Consider the following 20915-nt stretch of genomic DNA (forward strand, 5'->3'; position numbering starts at 1 on the left):
TCATACGCCTCCCTTAATCTCCACATGGTTTAATTCATCTTCACAACAACGAACTCTTCTCGGTGTAAAAAATGGCTTATTCCCATCATCGTATATATCGACGTCAATTTCAAATACGTGCTGAAACATCGATTTGCACAGCACACACTGCGGGATGCCGTCGTAGACGACCTCCCCTTTCTTCATGACAATGAGTCGATCGCTATACTGTGCCGCCTGATTAATATCATGAAGTACCATAATAATCGTCATCTTGAACTGTCTGTTCAAATTCTGAACAAGTTCCATGACTTCCAGTTGGTGTGAAATATCCAGATAAGTCGTAGGCTCATCCAAGAGCAACACTTTCGGACGCTGGGCAATCGCCATCGCAATCCACGCTCGTTGCCGCTCCCCTCCTGATAAAGAAGGCAAGGTGCGATGCTCATATGTGGTCAGATTCGTGACCGAAAGCGCCCACTTGATAATCTCCTCATCTTCACCACCAAGACGCTCGAACCAATTCTTGTGTGGATGTCGCCCGAATTCCACCAGCTCTCGTACGGTAAAATCGAGCTGATGATCATGCATTTGCGGTAGCATGGCAAGCTTCTTGGCAATATCTGCACTGCTCATCACCCGCAGTTCTTTCCCATCCAGCCACACTTCACCTCGAACCGGATCGAGCAAGCGAGCCAAGAGCCTAAGCAGCGTAGACTTCCCAGACCCGTTTGGTCCAATCAGGCTAACAATTTCACCCTCTCGAACTTCCAGACTAATCGTATCGAGCCCAAAATGCTCAGAGTACCGATAACTAAGTTCTTTAGTATGCAGAACGTTGTCCTGATTGATCTCCAATTCGCTTTCCTCCCTTTTGCAAAATGAACAAAAAGAACGGGCCACCAATAAACGACAGTAGAATACCAACAGGCAGCTCAATCGGATCAAACCAGCTTCTTGCAATGGCATCTGCTACAACAACGAGAAGTCCACCTCCAAGTGCTGATATCGGAAGTAGGAATCGATAATCATTGCCTACAATCAGGCGAACGATATGTGGAACAACAAGCCCCACAAAACCGATTAAACCTGCAACACTCACAGCAATTCCAGATAATAAAGTACTCAGAACGATCAAGAAGAACCGACTTCGCTCCACCTTATGACCGATGAGCTTCGCAACTTCATCCCCTAACATCAGGATACGTACGTGCTTAACCGCAAATGCAGATAGTCCAAGTGCAAACACCGCATAGTAAATGATCATCTGAAACTGTGACCAGCCTGCGCCAGATATTCCTCCAGCAAGCCATGGCAGCACTGCTTGAACCCGATCACTATATAGCAGCATAATCGCTGACATCGATGCGCCAATAACCGCATTAATCGAAATCCCAACCAAGATAATCCGTCCAGGTGATGCGCCTTTATTCCACGCTAAACCATAAATCACAAACGCTGTGATACAAGCACCTAGAAAGGCTGCTAGAGGGAGAAAAATAATATATTGCGGGAATACGACCATAATCAGTGTTGCCATCAGACCTGCTCCAGACGATACCCCAATAATGCCCGGATCAGCGAGTGGATTACGCATAACCCCTTGCAATAAGGAGCCTGCCGTTGCCAGACACATCCCCACAATTACCCCAACAAGCACTCGAGGTATTCTTAGGTCCCATATGATGGAACGAGCCATGGAAGACTCGGGATTCCATATCCCTTCGATCACCTCTTTATAAGTGAAACTCACAGCGCCGACAACCAGTCCATACAAGCAAGCAAGTATCAGCAGGCCGCCTATTGCGATCATGATGATCCAGCGTACAGAAGTTTTCATCTTATTTCGTTACCTTTTGCAAGCTAGTTGCCATGAAATCAATTGCTTCCGTAATCTTCGTTCCTGGATTCGCACCGAATAAATTTGCTGGTAAGATGACAACTCTTCCCGCTTTCACTGCATCGAGATTTTTCCACGCTGCATTCTTCGCCATCTCTTCTTCAAAAGCTTTCTTCACTGCTTCTGGATCTGCATGTGTAATGAGATAAACGATGTCGGGTTTACTCTCGATAATCCGTTCCACACTAAGTGTTGCATATTGTGGGAAGTCGGTTGCTTTCGGATAATCCGCAGCAACGTTCTCGCCGCCTGCCTTCGCAAGAATGTCACCCGTTAGTGAGTTCGGTAATGCCACCATATAAGTACCTGGGGCACCGTAGACAAGTAATGCTCGCACTTTCTTGCCTGCTGCTTTGTCATAGCTGCTAACTTTATCCGAGATTTGCTTGTTTAATGCTTTGGCTTGATCCGATTTATTCAAAAGCGTTCCATATACATCAATGCTCTTCTGAATATCTTGAATCGAATTGGCACCTGCTACGAAGATCTTAATTCCTTGAGCCTCGATATTCTTACGATCTTTCTCAATGCCCGCACTTGCAATGAGTACATCCGGTTTGATACTCACAATTTTCTCAATGCTCACTTGATGCGCAGTTCCGATTTCCGTAGCTGCTTTCAATTCCTCCGATGGAAGTGGTGCTTTGGATGTCGGGCGACCTACGATCTTGCCACCTAATTTATGTATGATTTCCATATCTCCAGAGCTTAGCGTAGCGAAAGTTTGAGGTGCTTTATCAAACACAAGCTCACGATTTGCAAAATCTTTGACTTTAATACCTGTTTGCCTTGTTGCCGGTACAGGTGTACTCGTAAATGGCTGAGCTGTAGCGGGTGTTTGAGTTGCTGGAGCAGTTGTTGCCGCTTCTTTCCCACAACCAGCTACTGCCATAACAATTAATCCAACAACGATGAAGCGAATGAATAATTTTCTCACTTTCTTAACACCCCTTATTTTAGTCGATAATGATAATCATTATCAGTTATTATGCAATCATCATAATTGATATTGATTCTCATTGTCAATTAGAAGTTTTCAGTTTTATTCATAAAAAAGAAGACGCTAGCATCTTCTGCTACCGTCTTCTCTCATAAGTCCATATTTATCGTTCGTTCCTACTCATCCATCGTATATTGAATTTGCTGCTTCGCCGCATGACGTTCAATCGCAAGACCTATCAAATCATTAAGAAGCTCTGTATAAGGCTTGCCTGTTTCTTTCCATAGCAATGGATACATGGAAAATGGCGTAAAACCAGGCATTGTATTGATCTCGTTGAGCATCACCGCTTGATCTTCCTTACGTACGAAGAAATCGACACGGGACAAACCAGAACAATCGACCGCTTGGAATGCACGAATTGCCATCTCACGCAGCTCTGCAGCTAGTTCAGCAGGAATTTCCGCTGGAATGATCATAGTGGATGTACCGTCTACATACTTCGCTTTATAATCATAATAATCGCTGGAAGACACAATCTCACCCGGTACAGAAGCTTGCGGCTCATCGTTACCAAGCACTGCGACTTCAATCTCACGAGCGTCAATGTTCTCTTCCACGATCACTTTACGGTCAAAACGCAGTGCATAAGCGACTGCTTTAACGAGTTCATCGCGATTGCTTGCCTTGGAAATTCCAACGGAAGAACCTAAGTTAGCCGGCTTTACGAAGCACGGGTAGCCAAGGGAAATTTCCATCTCCATGATTAGATCATGCTGCGACTTCTCCCATTGTGTTCTTGTAAAATGACGATACACACATTGCGGCAAACCTTCTGCTGCGAATGCTTTCTTCATAAATACTTTATCCATACCGACTGCAGATGCCAGCACACCAGCACCAACATAAGGTATATTCGCCATCTCAAGTAAACCTTGAATCGTACCATCTTCTCCGAACGTTCCGTGCAATAATGGAAAAATAACATCTAGTGCGTCACCGCTTGCTTGCTGGGAAGTTACAGTTGGCAAGCCTGAAATTTGCGCTTTCTCTTCGGTTTGAAGTCCGCTGAAGATCGCTGTCATCGCTCTACCGCTTGATGATTGCTCATAAGCCAGTGCAGTTGCAGATTGTGGTGCGCTAAGAAGAGGTGTCCCCTTGTTCCACTCGCCTTGTTTCGTTATATAGAAAGGAATAATTTCATATTTGCTGTAATCCAATGCTTTTGATACAGCGAAAGCTGTCTGCAAGGATACTTCATGTTCACCTGATTTACCACCATAAATAAGTCCAACTCTTGTTTTCGTAGTCATAATATCCCCCTAGAACACTCACTATGTTTCCATCATATCATCGATATGTATTAATGAGTATCTTGTGTTAGCTGTCCAAGCATAAGAATCACGATACGCCCAGAAGCGATGCTTACTGTTCGTCGTATGTGCATTAACAAGTGGCATCCCATAGCTGTCTTTCGCCACAACGATTGTAGAATGGGTATAGCGCCCATCCCCCTCCCAATCGTATGAGATCATGTCGCCAATGTCGAGTTCCTTCGGTGAGGAGACGATCCTGCCTCGCAGTCCCTTTTTACTATTAGGCACATGATGACCCAAAGCGTTAGCGACCGCCCAGGAATAACTCCACAATTCTTGGTTGTAGTTCTTGCCGACATACCACCAGCCGATGTCCCTTTTTCCAGTATAATTCATTGGTGCTCCCCCTGCAAAGATACATTGGGAGACATAATTCGTGCAATCGACATCAAATTTCATATACGATGGATTGTAAGAATCCCACCACTGCTCCGCATATTCCGCAACACGCGCTCGATTATACGTCACACGGCTTGGATAAACGTCGAAGCCTCTTTTTAGTATACTATAGTTGTAAAAAGGAAGCGACGGCGCAGCTAGGTTGTCATCCTCTAAGTCCCCTCTTAATGAGAAGATCTCAGATTCAGGATGCTCAATGCGCGTAATCCACCATTTGTTCTGAAAATAGTGCAACGTAACTCGCTCATGTGTCATTCGCTCTTCCATATATTGACCTCGGGGTGAATCGTGAAGCAAGGACTGCGTTAGTACGATATGGGCAATTACGCTATCTTTCAACACCTCAGCATCTGTAATGCGAAGCTTCACTTCACCCGAATGCGGCCAAACATTGCGTTCGCGCGCGAGTTCATGCAGTCCAAGCTGCATCGACTGCTCTCGCATAATAAACGATTCATCCGAAATGTAATCGGTTAATTGATCTGCCGAAAATTCGATACATATTTGGTTTTTGCATTGTACATATCCATAAATCGTGTTTGTCCAAGACATACTGAATTCCCCCAGCTTAAATTAATAAAATATATGAAAAAATTGCGAAAAAAATGATAGAAATCATCTTTACGCTAAGGGACACACAGAGTATACTGAATATAGAGCAAATTATGAAATCATGTTTCACGCAATGAAACGATACAATGAGTTTGCAGAATGACCTATATCAAGGAGGCAACCCATCATGGCGAAGAACGATCATTTTTCCGTTCGTAAAGAGCTGAACGTCGGAAACAAGCCTTACCACTATTACAGCTTGCAAAGCTTTGAGGAGCAAGGTAACGGTTCGATTACAAACCTTCCATTCTCCATTAAAGTGCTATTAGAAGCTGCTATTCGTCAATACGACGGTAGAGCAATTACACCTGAACATGTTAAGCAAATCGCAGGCTGGGCGGAAGGTCGCGATGATAACAAAGAAATTCCGTTCATTCCAGCACGTATCGTGCTACAAGACTTCACAGGCGTACCGGTAGTTGTAGACTTAGCAGCAATGCGTGATACAACAGCTCGCGCTGGTGGAGATCCGAAGCGTATTAATCCACTTGTTCCAGTTGACCTTGTAATCGACCACTCGGTAATGGTTGACGCATTCGGTTCCAAGGATGCTTTAGAATACAACATGAATGTTGAGTTTGAGCGTAATGAAGAGCGTTACCGTTTCCTTCGTTGGGCACAAACCGCATTCAACAACTTCCGTGCAGTACCACCAGCAACAGGTATCGTTCACCAAGTAAACTTGGAGTACCTAGCGTCTGTTGCAGCTACAAAAGAAGTAGACGGTGACACAGTTGTGTATCCAGATTCTCTAGTAGGTACGGACTCCCACACAACAATGATTAATGGTCTTGGCGTTGTAGGTTGGGGCGTTGGCGGTATCGAAGCTGAAGCAGGTATGCTTGGTCAACCGCTTTACTTCGTAGCTCCTGAAGTTATTGGTTTCAAACTAAATGGACAATTGCCAGAAGGTTCAACAGCAACTGACTTGGCACTTACAGTTACACAAATCCTTCGTAAAAAAGGCGTAGTTGGTAAGTTCGTTGAGTTCTACGGACCAGGACTTAGCAACATCTCCCTTGCTGACCGTGCTACAGTAGCGAACATGGCTCCTGAATACGGCGCAACAATCGGCTTCTTCCCAGTAGACAGCGAAACGCTTAGCTACATGAGAGCTACAGGTCGTGAAGATCAACAAATCGCGCTTGTTGAAGCTTACTACAAAGAGCAAGGCATGTTCCGTACGGATGCGACTCCAGATCCTATTTTCTCAGACAAAATTGAACTGGATCTATCTACTATTGTGCCAAGCTTAGCTGGACCAAAGCGTCCGCAAGACCGTGTTGAATTGACTGCGATGAAAGATGAGTGGAACACCATCATCCGTAATCCAATCGACAAAGGCGGCTACGGCTTAACAGAAGAGAAAATCGCAGAAGAAGTGCCTGTCACACATGCAAATGGCGTAACAGAGCAAATGAAAGCTGGCGCAGTTGTAATCGCAGCGATCACTTCTTGTACGAATACTTCCAATCCAAGCGTAATGCTAGGTGCCGGTATTCTTGCGAAGAAAGCAGTTGCTCGTGGACTTAAGAAGCCTGCTTATGTGAAGAGCTCCTTAACTCCAGGTTCCCTTGTAGTAACTGAATACTTGAACAAATCCGGCCTCATGGATTCCCTAGAAGACCTCGGATTCCACGTAGCAGGTTATGGCTGTGCTACTTGTATCGGTAACTCCGGTCCACTTCCAGAAGAAGTAGGTAAAGCAATCGCAGACAACGATATGACTGTAGCTGCTGTGCTATCCGGTAACCGTAACTTTGAAGGTCGTGTACATGCTCAAGTAAAAGCAAACTACTTGGCTTCCCCACCACTCGTTGTTGCTTACGCAATTGCTGGTACAGTGAATATTGACTTGTCTACAGAGCCACTTGGCTACGATGCAGACAACCAACCTGTATTCTTGAAAGACATTTGGCCAACTAAAGCGGAAATCGATGCTGCAATGGGTAATGCGATGAATGCAGATCTATACCGTGCTAAATATAACGATGTATTCCGTGCGAATGAGCGTTGGAATGCAATCGACGTTCCAGAAGGCGAATTGTATGCTTGGGATAAGAAATCCACATACATCCAAGAACCTCCATTCTTCACTAGCTTAAGTCCAGAACTTACTGATATTGCTGAAATCCGTGGTGCGAAGACACTTGCGCTTCTAGGTGATTCCGTAACGACTGACCATATCTCTCCTGCTGGTAACATCAAGGCTGACAGCCCTGCTGGTGAGTACTTGATCGAGAACGGTGTACAGCGTCAAGACTTCAACTCCTACGGCTCCCGTCGTGGTAACCATGAAGTAATGATGCGTGGTACGTTCGCGAACATTCGTATTCGTAACGCAGTTGCTCCAGGAACAGAAGGCGGCGTAACGACTTACCTTCCAACTGGTGAAGTGATGTCGATCTATGATGCTTCCATGAAGTATCAAGAGAGCGGTACATCCCTAGTTGTAATCGCTGGTAAAGAATACGGTACAGGATCTTCTCGTGACTGGGCAGCGAAAGGTACATTCCTGCTAGGCGTTAAAGCTGTTATCGCTGAGAGCTTCGAGCGTATTCACCGTTCGAACCTTGTGGGTATGGGCGTTCTTCCACTTCAATTCACAAACGGTGACTCCTGGAAGTCCCTAGGCTTAACAGGTCGTGAAACATTCGACATTATCGGCCTAAGCAACGATGTACAACCAGGCGAGAACATGAAAGTGATCGCAACTCGTGAAGATGGTTCAACATTCGAGTTCAACACGGTTAACCGTCTAGATTCCATGGTTGATGTAGACTACTACCACAACAGCGGTATCTTGCAAACTGTACTTCGCCAAATTATGGCTGAGTAAGAGCACTTATAAGCTTATACAAATAGCCCCGATCATCATTCGTGATGATTGGGGCTTTTAATTTGTGAGGAGCTTGTTCAAAAAGTTGGGTCACTGCAGAGAAGAATGCACTTCCGGTCGCTGTCTCAATCGTGAAGTTTAATTAGGTTTTATGGTATTTTCACGATTTCAAAGGCGATCGCTTACGCTCCTCCAGTGCATTCTTCTCTTTCGTTTAGCTTTTTGAACTCTCTTTATGAAACAATCAAGCCTCTGCTTATTCGGAAGAAATTCGTTAAACTTCTCACAGTAATAAATACAAATAAATTAGCTTGGTCAACCCCAAAATTCGTACTGGAACACGCAAAAATAGCGGAGGAGACGATTCGTTCTGGAGGAGCGAAGCGTTCGCCTTTGAAATCATGAAAATACCATAAAATAAATTCAAAATTCATGATTGAGACAGCGACCGGAAGAATGAATCGTCACCGTAGCGGTCTCTATGCGCAGGCAAAAACTAAATATTGATAGCAGTCGACTTCGAATTTGCCATGACTTCCTCTGCCGTAACTTCACGTCCAAGCTCGCTGGACATGTAGATGCCTTCGCTAATGAGCATTGTCCGCAGGGTGATCTCCGCGGTTGGCAGCATCGGTACTCGTCCTTGTAGTGCTGCGATGAGGTGGTGCTGGGAGGAACGGTACGCATCATAATCCAACAACATACGCTCACGTCTTATGAGAAAATGATATTCCCCCAGATGAAGGAACACACGCCAAAGAATTGATCAAAGTAACCCTAAGGTTGTCCGATGCTTATTCTAAGACTTGTATTTTTAATAGTAAACTATTTAGATAAATTTGTTGTTACTTCATCATATTGTTATAACTACTAATTAAACTAGAAACCTTTTTGCTGTATTTATCCAGATATCCTACTGTCTCACTTGACTTTACTTTACCGTCAGCAGGCTTGTTTAAGTTGGTACTCTTTGTTTGTAAGACCTGCATGATATCTGTAGCGCTTGCCTTCACGTCCGGTATGATCTCATCAAATCTCGCTAAAATTTTGATGCCTTCTTTTTCAAGTCTCTTCTTGTCCTTGGCGTATTCCAAGAACTTATCCATATCTGCCGTTAATGAGTCATACTTTGTTTTGTATTTATTGGCGTCATAATCCAGTATGTTACTGTCATTTACCTTAGCTAAGTCAAAATCAGTTTGAATTTCCTGCGCTTTCATTACTATGCTCTTCGCATAATATCTGACCAGATAATCTTCCTTTTTTAACTTTTCCAAGTCCGCCTGTTCCATTTTCTTCGTTACTTCAGAGAAGTCTATGAAAAATTTATCTCCTAAAGCTGTGTATTCATTGTACGTCTTATAAAACTTTTTATGTAATTCTTTTCCTTTTGCGAAATCATCCTGTGCAAAGGCTTTGGAACGATAATAGCCATCTAATTCATTTATTAAATTTAAGTAATCTTTCATTTTAGGCAGTAAATTCTTCATAGAATCATCTGCTGCACCGAAAGAAGGCTTCTTAGACGTGTATGCCAGCGCCGTTTCCACTTGATCAAAAGCGAATTTGGCAATTGGAGATAAGATCTGACCATCGAACTTTTTCGCGTCAAAATTCTTTTTAAATTTAAGCTCTTCTTCAGTTCCAAAATTATCTAAATATTTGCGAATACCTGTCTCCAAAAATCCCGTCATATAATTGCTTATGTCTACATAGGAATTGTATTTCTCTACATCTACTGCTGCTGAATCAATTTTTCCTTCCTTCTCCTGAGAACCACATGAAATCAAAAGAACAGACAATACCATTAATACTGTAAAAACGGATACTAATTTCTTCAAAACAATACACTCCATCTTTATTTTATTATAAAGCTCTATTTTACCAAAATTTACATCGAAAAAAAGGGGGAAATTTGACGTAATGGTTAACAAAGTAGGCTGGAATGGTGGCTTCTATGTGCTATTGACTGTTGTTATTGAAATCCATATATTAGTATAAGTAACGAATGACTACTATCTCTCTTTCAAGAGGTGTCGTATTGGGCACAATGGCATGGATTGATCTAAGTGTTTTTCTCCTGTTATTCACTTTATTCGTATATGTATTTGCTACTGTCACGATAACTAGCCTGCATAAGGTTTATTTGGCATTCCATTTTGCGATGATGCTATGGCCCTTCTGTCAGTTTGCAATCAAAGCGACGGCAAATACCGAGCTTCAATTGTTTTATGTCAAACTAGCATTCGTCGATGCTGTGCTGCTAGCCATTGGATGGCTATTTTTCACATTGTTTCTTACCGGTCAAACGCTAATCCGAAGAATACATATATCGATTATAATTCCGGCATTGCTAATAATACCGATCATTATCATCAATCCAAATGCCATGTTTGTTCTTCCCGTAGAAGGTGGATATGTAGAAAGAGATTATGGTACCCTGTTTTGGTTCACGATGATCATCCTCTTAGGCTATGTTATCGTCTCGCTATTTATCATGCTTCAAGCTTTAATACGCGACAATTCGACACGGATCAAAAATCAAGTGAAGCAAGTCCTTATCGGGATGTTAGTGATGACTGCATTCGTATTATCGGATCTATTGCTTAATGTCGCATTTCCGCAAAATCAAACGGTCATTCAAGGATTAACTTCCTTCGGAATCCTGTTTTCTGCAATCTTTTTTGTCATTGCCATTCATCGCAATAAAGTATTTGACATTGTGACTATCGCTCATCAAGATATAATTGATACGATCGATCTAGGGATTCTAGTAATCGATGACAATGAAATCATTATTGAAATCAATCAATTGTTATCTCCCTATTTGAACTTACATGTAGGCGATCAATTTGATATTGAAGATATCCTTCCGCAAGAAACGCAAGCCGATATGGCCGAACCCTTCATTCAAGCTTACCAAGAACATCCGCTTGAACGAACTGAAATAGAAGTCGTCTATCATGCAATCAAGGATTCCCACGTTCATATTCAAGTTTCTCCTATTCTGGTTGAAGGCTCAATGGTCGGACGGATTATTACGTTCCAAGATATGAGCGAATTGCGTAGTCTGATCGAGGAGACCAAGCTTCAGAACGAAATCCTGCGGAATCGTAATGATTCCTTAATCACGATTCAGCAAGAGCTTTCCAGAACCAATCTAAAGCTGGAGCAAATGGCGGTAACGGACAGCCTGACGGGTTGTTATAACCGTCATTACCTGATGCAGCAATTAGAGCAAGATATCAATCAGAATTTACAGGATCAAATACCATTCTCGATCCTGCTGCTCGATATTGATCATTTTAAGTCAGTCAATGATAATTACGGTCATTTGGTCGGAGATGACGTTCTATGCCGAACTGTCGGAATCATCCAACATTATCTGAGACAAGATGATATTCTGGCTCGATACGGTGGCGAAGAGTTTATCGTCTATTTGCCAGATACGGAGCAATCAGAGGCTGAAATCTTAGCTGAACGAATCAAATCCGCTGTGGAAATGAACACCATAAACATATCGAAAGGCGCCTCATTATCTATTACGATCAGTATCGGTCTGCAATCCAATCGTACATTCGCTTCGGATCCTTCTATGCATTCTGAAACTGCTTTAAATGAAATGTTTCAGGCAGTAGACGAAGCCTTGTATCAAGCCAAAAGAGAAGGCCGAAACCGAATTGTCAGTACGAGACTGACCCACCCCATAACGTGACACAAACAAATCAAAACACCTTCAAGAGATTGCTCTTATATCGTAAGATATAGGAGACAGCCTTGAAGGTGTTTTTGCGTTGGCAACTAGAGTGAGCTACCCAGTAGAAGTCAAGCTCCTCCAGTGCACTCTTCTCTTTCGCTCCTTTTTTAATTAAATAATGATTGCCGTCGACTTTGACTGTGCCACGACTTCTTCAGCGGTGACTTCGCGTCCAAGTTCGCTGGACATGTAAATGCCTTCGCTGATGAGCATCGTCTGAAGGGCGATCTCTGCGGTTGGCAGCATCGGTACGCGTCCTTGAAGCGCTGCGATTAAGTGATGCTGGGAAGAGCGATACGCATCATAGTCGGATGACATCCGCTCACGTCTGGTGTTACTCGCATTCACATCGATGATGCTGTCGAGATCCATGTCGCTTAATGTACTATGGAACGTCATTGGCGATTGTGCCTGACCGCTCTTGTAAGCAGGCAAGCGAATACCGCCGTCTGCTCCGATGACACAACTGCCTTCGAATCCACCTAAGTGAACCGACCAGGCTTCCATGATGTCGAGCGTTGCTCCACCGTCAAACTTAACGAAGCCAAGACCGAGTTCTTCGACGTTAAAGCCGCTAATGGTACGACGTTCTTGATCCATGTCCATTTCTTGATAGGTCTGACCTGTGATCGTACGAACGTTAGGAATACCGAGTAAGTACAAGATTTGTGAAATATGGTACACGCCCATATCGAACAGCGCTCCACCACCTGCTGTTTCTTTGCGCGTAAAGCTTGGCGTGCCGTATCCATCCACATATGGACGACCGCGTCTGCGATATCCGTTCGAACGTGCATGGTACAATTTACCCAGCTTGCCATCTTCGATAAGTTCCTTCGCAAGCTTCGTTTCCTTGTGATACAAAGTCGCAATTTGAATATGCAATTGATTGCCGGTACGCTTCGCCGCATCGACCATCGCTTTTCCATCGTAATAAGAGCCTGCAATCGGCTTCTCACAATACACTTGCTTACCCGCTTCAAGCGCTGCGATTGTAACGGGTGCATGGAAGTTATTATGTAAGCACACGTCTACACAATCTAGATCGTCACGCTCTAGCATTTTTCTAAAATCCGTATATACATGTGGAATGTTGTATTTGGCAGCAACAGCGTTCACTTCAGCCTCATTAATATCGCAGACTGCAACAACTTCTGCTCCTGGTATGTCCGCATACTCATCCAGATGCATTTTTCCAATTAAGCCAACACCAATAAGTCCAATTCGAATCGTTTTCATGGCATTACCTCCCTACCATTCAATATACCATGTGTACTAGGCACTTTGAATTATTTTGTAAAAAAATCGACCTATATGTTGTAATTAATTGTAAAAAGTATAAAATATATACTAGATCTTGTTTATCGATGTCGACACCTATCTCTTACCAAGATGAGGAACTCCTATGCTACAAAATATTCTAATTCAATTCGCAATCATTACGATCTCGCTCTATTTATATGAATATTGTTTCACCCGATTAAAAACTTACTTGCCCCGTACCGCCCCATTAATACTAGGGATTTTCTGTGGAATAACGACCGTACTCTGCATGTTGCTCCCTTTCTATACCGTAGGTACGATTATTTTCGACCTCCGTCACATTCCGATTATTATATGTATGTTCTATGGAGGGGTTAGCCCTGGAATTATAGGTATTACCATTATGATCATTGCTCGGCTTCTCACTGGCGGAGATATTGTGCTATTAGTGCCTACAAGTCTATCCATCCTATGCGTGTTCCTCTTCATCTATAAAGCACATTATCAACGCGCACTGCCTCTTCAACGAAAATTAATTATTCATATTTCATCATGTATCGTCTTCTTGTTAATCGTCTTAAGCTGCTGGCTCTATTCGGATTTTCATCAAATTCGTTATGATCGTTCCGAGTTCTTGATCGCAATCGGTTACTTGTTCATAGGCTCGATTATTACGCTCCATCTCTGTATGCATTACATGGAAAACATGGTAGAACGCATGTTTCTGCGAGTATCCATCGAACATTCCGATAAAATGCACACGATTAGTGAAATTGCAGCTTCTGTCGCCCATGAAGTGCGTAATCCCCTTACCGTTATGAAGGGATTCCTACAATTGATGAAACGTGATGCCAAGGAGCAGCAGCTGAAATATATGGATCTCGTATTATCTGAACTAGATCGTGCCGAGTTTATAATTACCGATTATTTAAGCTTCGCTAAGCGATCTGGTAGCGATAAAATTGAGATTCTAGATATAAGTAAGAACATCATTGAAACTACACAAATTATGACCGCTTATGGTCTCATGCAGCGAGTTGAATTACAAATTAGGAATGAGCCTAACTTATTCTTACTCGGAGATCATGCGAAATTCAAACAAATTCTTATGAATGTGATGAAGAATGCCATTGAGGCTAGTCATTATGGGGATATTATTACGGTTACCTCAAGCTGCGATATGGAACGTATTACAATCAAAGTAGCTGACACCGGCGAAGGAATGACCAAAGAACAACTTTATTCCATCGGTAAGGCATTCTATTCCACGAAGACGAATGGTACAGGACTCGGGGTAATGGTCACCTTCCGACTTGTTGAAGAGATGGGCGGGACCATCCATTTTGACAGCCAGATGGGTCAAGGCACTGTAGTAACTCTGTCTTTCCCGATCGCAAAGCCTCAGCTTGCTACTAACGCTTTAACCAGTTAACTCATTAACCTTAGAAAATGTAAAAAACGAGCAGCAATGATGCAGCTCGTTTTTGTATGTTGAGTCGTACATTATTCCGACTCGACTTGATTATGAGGTTATTCATCCTCTGGGTACCACGGATTTAAGTGAACAAGCACTTCATCTACTTCCGGGTAGGCAGTCATAATATCGTTCTTCATAACACGGATAATATCATGTCCTTCTTGTACAGTCAGCGTACCAAGTACACTTACGCGGGCATCGACCAGCTTGTAATGACCATGTTCACGTGCGCGCAAGCGATCGATTCGCTTAATGCCAGGTACAGCAAGGATGTGCTCAGCAAATGCATGAAGCTCCTCCGGCGGAAGTGACTTCTCCATCAGAATATCGTAGGAGTCCTTCCCCATATCCCAAGCTAATTTCAGCACAAGAAAAGATACAATAAGTCCTGCAATTGGATCCCCATATGCTAGAATCGGAAACCCATACATATTTCCCAACAACCCAATTCCAATACCAGCTGCAGCAGCAATTGAAGCATACACATCTGCCAGATGATCATACGCAGTTGCAATTAACCCCTTCGAATTCGCTTCACGCCCTACACGCATCGTATAGACGTATAAGACTTGCTTCGCAATTAGTGAGACAATCGCTGCACCAAACGCAATGATATGCACACTTGGTGCCGGCTCGAAGAATGCTTCTATCGCATGAAAGCCCATATAGACGGCGGCAAGCCCCAGAATAATAGCTACCATAAGCGCACCGAGCACTTCGGCCTTCCCGTGACCATATGGGTGATCATCATCAGCTGGTTTATTCGAGACTCGCATCGCACTGTAAGCTGTCGCTACAGCAATCACATCACCTGCATTATGTATGCCATCCGCTATTAATACTTGCGAATTAAACAATAGACCGATGACTAGCTTAATACCAGTTAGCACAATATTTGCAACTAGTGAAATCCAAACAGCAATCAAAGAAGAGCGGTTTTGCAAAGACATGAGGATTCCTCCTTCATGCTTAGTATAGCCGCTTACCCGTGATTAATGCCACCTACGTTATTCTTTAACAGCACCTGCAACGATGCCAGCGAATATATATTTTTGGAAAATAAGATAAATAAGCAGGGTCGGCAACATGACCACCACAATCGCCGCGCTTAAGTACTCCCAAGCCCCGAACTTCGAGCTACTGAAGTACATCAGCGTTGTCGTAAGTGTCCGCAGCTTCTCAGATGGCATATACAAGTACGGCACGTACATATCGTTAATGACATCAACGGCCTTAATAATGCCGAGAGTCGCGGTAGCTGGCGCCATGAGCGGGAAGACTATTTTCCAAAAAACAGTGAAGTAGTTCCCCCCATCAATAAGTGCACTCTCATCCAAGGATCGTGGGATCTTCTCCATGAACTGAAAGTAGATGTAGAGCTGCATCAAATTCGCAGCCGCATAAATGACAATCGGAGCCCATATTGAATTGTATAATCCCAAGTTCTTAATGACCGAGAAACGAGAGATCTCTGTTATCATCGCCGGCATGATCATTCCAACAACAAACAGCCCTAGTACAACTTTCTTCAATTTAAAATCGAAGCGATTGAGGCAGTATGCCGTCATTGCACTGAGCAGCGCATTCACGACAACACTCACAACAACTAGAATCATCGAGTTCATAAATCCTGTAAAGATTTTACCCTGCGTAAATACGATCTTATAATTATCGAAGTTTAGCTGTGAAGGCGGCTTTAGTGAGAACTCCCCACCAATCTGAATCGTCGTCTTAAAGGAGGAGAAGATCGCAATCAGAAGTGGAACTATGACAATCACACAGATCGCTATAAGCACAATATACCGTGCTGCAAGACTTAACCAAGTGCTGCTATTCAACTTAATCGTGGGAGTACGATGATTAATCTCCATATTGGCTTTCATTCTTCCCCCACCCCCTTCGTCCGCAACGCTCGGTTCTGGATCCAGTTCAATATAATGATGAAGAACAACATCGTAATCCCCATCGTAGACGCCATGCCAAAGCTGTTAAATTTGAATGCTGTCTCCAGTGTATATAGCGTAAACGTACTGCTATCATGTCCCGGTCCACCTTGCGTCATGATATACGGAATATCGAACACTTGCAGCGCACCGTTCACATTGAGGAACAGTAAGATTTGCAGCACACGTTGTACACCAGGGATCATGATGTAACGAAACCGTTGTGTAACTGACGCTCCATCAATCATCGCAGCCTCAATCTGATCACGAGGTATCGACTGTAACCCAGCAAGGAACAAGATAATATGGAAACCGCTGAATCGCCACAAGGATACAACAACCAAGCTATAATTGACGACATGCTCATTCGTTAACCAGCCTGTAATCCACGATTCGAGCCCCAGAAGCTCCAGAATACCGTTCAATCCACCATTCATCGGACTGTAAAAGAAGGCAAAAATATACGAAATCGCAACCCCATTAATAATATAGGGCATAAATACCATCGTCTTGAAAAATTTACTGCCGCGAATTTTACTATCCAGCACAATCGCAATGATTAATTCAATCGGGATAAAGATCAGATGGACGACAAAGTAAATCAGGTTATTTTTAAGAGAAAGCCAAATATCTGCAGAATCCGTGAACACTTTAACAAAATTACTTAACCCTACATAAGTTTGTGTCTTGCTGAGTCCATCCCAATCGGTCAGACTAATGCGCAGCAACTCAAAGGTCGGGTAGATGACGAACAAGATGAGTAAAACAACGGGGATAAATAAGAAAGTAATGAGCAATAACGTTTTTTGCCGAGCTAGTGTAAGCATGGATCGCTGCCGCCTCCTTTATTCATGTGTGCAAGATGACTTACACCTCATAATAGCGCTTACAACAAGTCGATTGAATGATGTTTCTTTCGGTTAGCATGATATATCATTGGATTGCGGATATCGACTCCTGATGCTTGAAGTGCGCAGGGGAATAACCCGTTACTTTCTTGAACACGCGGCTAAAATGCTCCGTATTCGTATAACCGACTTTCTCTGCAATTTCGTACACCTTCATATTCGTCGTCGCAATCAGTTCCTTCGCACGCTCCACTCTTGTTTTCGTGAGAAAATCAGTGAATGTGCCTCCCGTTTCTTTGGAAAATAAATGACTGAAATGACTTTCGCTCAGTTCCACGAAATCACTGACCATCTTGAGCGTTAAGTCCTCACAATAATTCGTACGAATAAATTGCTGGGCACGATTAACAGCACTAATTAACGTCGAATCTTTGTGTGATTTCATATATTGGACGATCTGCTCCGTCATCAGACGCATGGCAGCATGAATTTCTTCGCAGGTCTCTAGCTTCGTCATGGAGTAATAGAGCTGCTTCGCCTCACGATTCAATTCCTCCGCTTCAACACCAAGATCATAAAGAAACCGCATGACAATAAATTGCAGCTCCCGATATTGGCTATACCACTCATCAAGCTGATCCGGCATCCCTTGCATAATAATCGCAAATAATTGATCCAGCTCTTGCATCGCCTTCTCTTTGTTTGAATCTTTGAGCGCTTGAATATAAGCAGCTTCCTTACCCGTTAAACGTGCCCCTGTCGAGCCAACAAACGCCTTCGCATGCTCTGGAAAAATAAGCTTCGATTTCCCCAATATAAAGCGGAAACTCGCATTCTTCTGGGCTTGGGTAAAGAGCGGATGGATCTGATCGAAACCAGATCTCACATCACTTATTCCGATTGAAACGCTGATGTTCATATAATGCTTAAGATTGGAGAAGATCTGGGACAGTAATTCAGTGAGCGTCAGTCGCAGTTGACTATACCCGGAGTTCGGAAGGGACAGCATACACACATACTGCTGCTTGGTGAGGTGATAAGCTTCTCCCATATTCGCTTCATCCAGACATTGATACATGACATTAAGTGCGGTTGTTTCAAATGTCCTCTGCTGCGATTCATCGTATTTGTCCGTGATGAGCTCGTAATCATCAATCCACAAATAACAAACCGCTAGATTACGTGAGGTGATGCGAAGCTCTTGGTCTTCCACCTTCTCATACAATTCTTCGCTCCACTTCGCAGTCGTGATCTTCTTAAGCAATTGGACTTTGGATACTCTCGTTGTAATCACCTGAGGTCCGTTCTTGTCCGTCTCGTGACGCTTCTCCTTACTCACATCAAGCTTCGCCTTAATGTCTTGAAGCAGCGCAATCATATGCTCAGGGTCCATCTCATTCTTGAGCATGTAATCCGATGTTTGCAGTTTGAGTGCTTGTCGAACCAGCGCATAGTCATCGTAAGCACTCAAAATAATAATCTGAGGCGATAGTCCAAGCTGCCTGATTTCCTTAATCATCTGCAAGCCATCCATAATCGGCATGTTAATATCTGTGATAACAACATCAATATCAGGATGCTGCTGCAGAATGTCTAGGCCCTGCTTCCCGTTCGACGCTTCATACGTGTAATCAAAACCGTAATCGTTCCAGTTAATTAATGACTTTAGAGCGACCTTGACGATGTGCTCATCTTCGACAATCAACATCTTATACATCCCGATTCACCTCGTCTTCATTCGTTAGGATCGGTAGAATCATGCGTACATGCGTATACTGATCGACGACACTTTCTACTTCAAGACCGTATTGCTGACCATAATTAAGCTTGATTCGTTGATCGACGTTACGCATGCCAATGCTGTTAAATCCGTACTTCATTCGATTACCCCGTGACAATAACTGCTCAAGTTGTTCTTCTGTCATGCCAACCCCGTTATCTCTCACTTCAAAACACAGTCGATTATCCGCTATATAACCACGAACCGTAATGATTCCTTTGTGCTCAACTTGATTCACTCCATGCAAGATCGCATTCTCAACAATCGGTTGCAACAGCATCTTGAGCATAAGGTTGCTTTGAATCTGATCATCGATATCATACTGAACATCAAATTGCTCGCCATACCGTACTTTCATGATGTAAATGTAGTTGTTCAAACTCTCCATCTCTTGCTGAGCAGACCCTAGCGTCCCGCCTTTGCCAAATGAATTTGAGAGCAGCTTCGTAAAGGCTTCAATCATCTTGCGAATGTTATCCGCCTTCGCAATCATTGCCATCAGTCGAATGGAATTAAGCGTATTTGCGATAAAATGCGGGTTAATCTGCGATTGCAGCGCCTCAATCTCTGCTTGACTGCGCTGCCGCTCTTTGAGATCTCTCTCTGCAATGAGCACCTTAATTTCTGTGGTCATTTTGTTAAACGTATGTCCAAGATGGCGTATTTCTCCGTCGCCTTTCAGGTCAATTTTGGCGTCAAAATTGCCACGCTCTACATCTTTCATTTTCCTAATGAGATCATTAACAGGGTTTAATATCCCTCTAAAGAACAAGATCGAGAAGATGAAGAATAAGATAACGATCGCGACTGATATGTAAATTGAAATCCAGAACACTTTCGAAATATCTTGAGTAATCACTTCATAGTCCATCTCGTTGACGATACTCCAGTGAGTCGAATGAATCGGGAACGTCGTGATCATCTTATCTCTACCGCCAACTTCTACTTTGGCTGATTTCGCTTCACCATCTAGATAAGGCTTAAGTGCATCATAATGATCGAGCTTCGTCCCCATCAAATTCTTGTTCTGACTGACGACAACCGTCCCATTCTCATCAAGAATGATCGTGTCACCAATTCGATTGTACTGAAATCCCGAGTAGAAAGTGTCCAAGTAACTGGTCTGCAGCGCCATGTAGATCATCACCACATCATTACGTGCACCACTTACATCTGGACTGAGCAGGATCGATAGCAAATACTTATCGTTCGTATTCTTCGTAATCGTCTTGAGCGCCCCAGGAAACACCGCACGCCCCTTGTTCTTGACTGCTGCTTGGTAAGAATCCAGCTCCCGCACATCATCTTCAGATAGATTCAGACCGCTTTTGTAAAAGTAATGACCCTCGTCTCGGAAAAAGAAAATGACCGCTTGCAAGTCACTGCGGAAATTAAATAGAAAACCAAGTCTCGCATCAATATTGTCCGAAATCTCGAATTTAGCGGATGAGTCTTCGACTCGATTCCAATTGGTCACAAGCTCCACAATCTCATTCTTATTGCCATTAGCGATACTGGCCGCAGCGAATATAAGTCGCTTCACTTCACTCTCAATCGCGAACGAGATTTGCTCAACAGCTTGCATATTCCTATCGATCGAATTGTTCAATATAATCTGGGAATAAATCGTGTAGATTAAGAAATTAATGAAGAATATGGGGATGACGATGAGCAAGATGAACACTTTCAAATACTTGTAGGTTAAACCTTTACGCTTGATGACAGCCCACCATCCATTCAGATAACAACGAATTCATGAATTAATTATAATAGATTAAGTAGAGGGATTCCTAGACAAATAT

At 43.2% G+C, this 20915-nt stretch carries 16 protein-coding genes; 3 read left to right on the forward strand and 13 right to left on the reverse strand.

Translation table 11 applies throughout. From position 1 onward, the window contains the following. From NV379_RS10315 to NV379_RS10335, 5 genes are all read right to left on the reverse strand, one after another. Positions 1-759: an ABC transporter ATP-binding protein gene (locus NV379_RS10315; RefSeq protein WP_373426106.1), complete on the reverse strand. Its 759-nt coding sequence runs from the start codon at positions 757-759 to the stop codon at positions 1-3. Positions 760-802: 43 nt separating this feature from the next. Then, positions 803-1819 (reverse strand): FecCD family ABC transporter permease, encoded by a 1017-nt coding sequence (locus NV379_RS10320; protein ID WP_258207233.1) that lies wholly within the window; start codon positions 1817-1819, stop codon positions 803-805. Between the two features lies 1 nt (position 1820). Then, positions 1821-2816, reverse strand: a complete 996-nt coding sequence (locus NV379_RS10325) for an ABC transporter substrate-binding protein (RefSeq protein ID WP_308860274.1) — start codon at positions 2814-2816, stop codon at positions 1821-1823. A 179-nt stretch (positions 2817-2995) separates the two neighbouring features. Next, positions 2996-4132, reverse strand: coding sequence for a D-alanine--D-alanine ligase (locus NV379_RS10330; RefSeq protein ID WP_258207234.1), 1137 nt, complete (start codon positions 4130-4132; stop codon positions 2996-2998). Positions 4133-4153: 21 nt separating this feature from the next. Beyond that, on the reverse strand, positions 4154-5146 hold the full coding sequence (locus NV379_RS10335) for an amidase domain-containing protein (RefSeq protein WP_258207235.1): 993 nt from the start codon (positions 5144-5146) through the stop codon (positions 4154-4156). 187 nt (positions 5147-5333) lie between these two features. On the opposite strand from NV379_RS10335, the gene acnA reads away from it, so the two are divergent. Beyond that, positions 5334-8045 carry an aconitate hydratase AcnA gene (acnA, locus tag NV379_RS10340; RefSeq protein WP_258207236.1) on the forward strand — a complete coding sequence of 904 codons (2712 nt, stop codon included), beginning with the start codon at positions 5334-5336 and terminating at the stop codon, positions 8043-8045. 496 nt (positions 8046-8541) lie between these two features. Here acnA and NV379_RS10345 read toward each other — a convergent pair whose 3' ends face one another. After that, a complete protein-coding gene (locus tag NV379_RS10345) occupies positions 8542-8748 on the reverse strand; it encodes a hypothetical protein (protein WP_258207237.1) in 207 nt (68 codons plus the stop codon). Between the two features lie 142 nt (positions 8749-8890). After that, positions 8891-9886, reverse strand: a complete 996-nt coding sequence (locus NV379_RS10350; RefSeq protein ID WP_258207238.1) for a DUF3829 domain-containing protein — start codon at positions 9884-9886, stop codon at positions 8891-8893. Between the two features lie 209 nt (positions 9887-10095). On the opposite strand from NV379_RS10350, the gene NV379_RS10355 reads away from it, so the two are divergent. Continuing rightward, the gene (locus NV379_RS10355) at positions 10096-11760 is read left to right on the forward strand and encodes a histidine kinase N-terminal 7TM domain-containing diguanylate cyclase (RefSeq protein ID WP_258207484.1); all 1665 of its coding nucleotides are present in this window, start codon (positions 10096-10098) and stop codon (positions 11758-11760) included. Between the two features lie 153 nt (positions 11761-11913). On the opposite strand, the gene NV379_RS10360 is transcribed toward NV379_RS10355, so the two are convergent. Beyond that, on the reverse strand, positions 11914-13041 hold the full coding sequence (locus NV379_RS10360) for a Gfo/Idh/MocA family protein (protein WP_258207239.1): 1128 nt from the start codon (positions 13039-13041) through the stop codon (positions 11914-11916). A 166-nt stretch (positions 13042-13207) separates the two neighbouring features. Between NV379_RS10360 and NV379_RS10365 the strand changes: the two genes are divergently transcribed. Further along, entirely contained in the window at positions 13208-14497 is a 1290-nt protein-coding gene (locus NV379_RS10365) for an ATP-binding protein (RefSeq protein WP_258207240.1), read from the forward strand. Between the two features lie 98 nt (positions 14498-14595). On the opposite strand, the gene NV379_RS10370 is transcribed toward NV379_RS10365, so the two are convergent. From NV379_RS10370 to NV379_RS10390, 5 genes are all read right to left on the reverse strand, one after another. After that, the gene (locus NV379_RS10370) at positions 14596-15492 is read right to left on the reverse strand and encodes a cation diffusion facilitator family transporter (RefSeq protein ID WP_258207241.1); all 897 of its coding nucleotides are present in this window, start codon (positions 15490-15492) and stop codon (positions 14596-14598) included. A 57-nt stretch (positions 15493-15549) separates the two neighbouring features. After that, positions 15550-16425, reverse strand: a complete 876-nt coding sequence (locus tag NV379_RS10375; protein WP_258207242.1) for a carbohydrate ABC transporter permease — start codon at positions 16423-16425, stop codon at positions 15550-15552. Continuing rightward, positions 16422-17312: a carbohydrate ABC transporter permease gene (locus NV379_RS10380; RefSeq protein WP_258207243.1), complete on the reverse strand. Its 891-nt coding sequence runs from the start codon at positions 17310-17312 to the stop codon at positions 16422-16424. Before NV379_RS10380 ends, NV379_RS10375 begins: the two co-directional genes overlap by 4 nt. Positions 17313-17418: 106 nt before the next feature. Further along, positions 17419-19050 carry a response regulator transcription factor gene (locus NV379_RS10385; RefSeq protein ID WP_258207244.1) on the reverse strand — a complete coding sequence of 544 codons (1632 nt, stop codon included), beginning with the start codon at positions 19048-19050 and terminating at the stop codon, positions 17419-17421. After that, the gene (locus NV379_RS10390) at positions 19043-20797 is read right to left on the reverse strand and encodes a cache domain-containing sensor histidine kinase (protein WP_258207485.1); all 1755 of its coding nucleotides are present in this window, start codon (positions 20795-20797) and stop codon (positions 19043-19045) included. The genes NV379_RS10385 and NV379_RS10390 overlap by 8 nt, the downstream gene beginning before the upstream one ends. Between the last annotated feature and the right edge of the window lie 118 nt (positions 20798-20915).

The sequence above is a fragment of the Paenibacillus radicibacter genome, assembly GCF_024721995.1.
Taxonomy (GTDB): domain Bacteria; phylum Bacillota; class Bacilli; order Paenibacillales; family NBRC-103111; genus Paenibacillus_AM; species Paenibacillus_AM radicibacter.

Bases quoted from the DNA above. Each gene is read 5' to 3' on its own strand.
- NV379_RS10320 (WP_258207233.1), bottom strand. From the start codon at position 1,819: ATGAAAACTTCTGTACGCTGGATCATCATGATCGCAATAGGCGGCCTG.
- NV379_RS10330 (WP_258207234.1), bottom strand. From the start codon at position 4,132: ATGACTACGAAAACAAGAGTTGGACTTATTTATGGTGGTAAATCAGGT.
- NV379_RS10335 (WP_258207235.1), bottom strand. From the start codon at position 5,146: ATGTCTTGGACAAACACGATTTATGGATATGTACAATGCAAAAACCAA.
- acnA (WP_258207236.1), top strand. From the start codon at position 5,334: ATGGCGAAGAACGATCATTTTTCCGTTCGTAAAGAGCTGAACGTCGGA.
- NV379_RS10345 (WP_258207237.1), bottom strand. From the start codon at position 8,748: ATGTTGTTGGATTATGATGCGTACCGTTCCTCCCAGCACCACCTCATC.
- NV379_RS10355 (WP_258207484.1), top strand. From the start codon at position 10,096: ATGGCATGGATTGATCTAAGTGTTTTTCTCCTGTTATTCACTTTATTC.
- NV379_RS10360 (WP_258207239.1), bottom strand. From the start codon at position 13,041: ATGAAAACGATTCGAATTGGACTTATTGGTGTTGGCTTAATTGGAAAA.
- NV379_RS10365 (WP_258207240.1), top strand. From the start codon at position 13,208: ATGCTACAAAATATTCTAATTCAATTCGCAATCATTACGATCTCGCTC.
- NV379_RS10370 (WP_258207241.1), bottom strand. From the start codon at position 15,492: ATGTCTTTGCAAAACCGCTCTTCTTTGATTGCTGTTTGGATTTCACTA.
- NV379_RS10375 (WP_258207242.1), bottom strand. From the start codon at position 16,425: ATGAAAGCCAATATGGAGATTAATCATCGTACTCCCACGATTAAGTTG.
- NV379_RS10380 (WP_258207243.1), bottom strand. From the start codon at position 17,312: ATGCTTACACTAGCTCGGCAAAAAACGTTATTGCTCATTACTTTCTTA.
- NV379_RS10385 (WP_258207244.1), bottom strand. From the start codon at position 19,050: ATGTATAAGATGTTGATTGTCGAAGATGAGCACATCGTCAAGGTCGCT.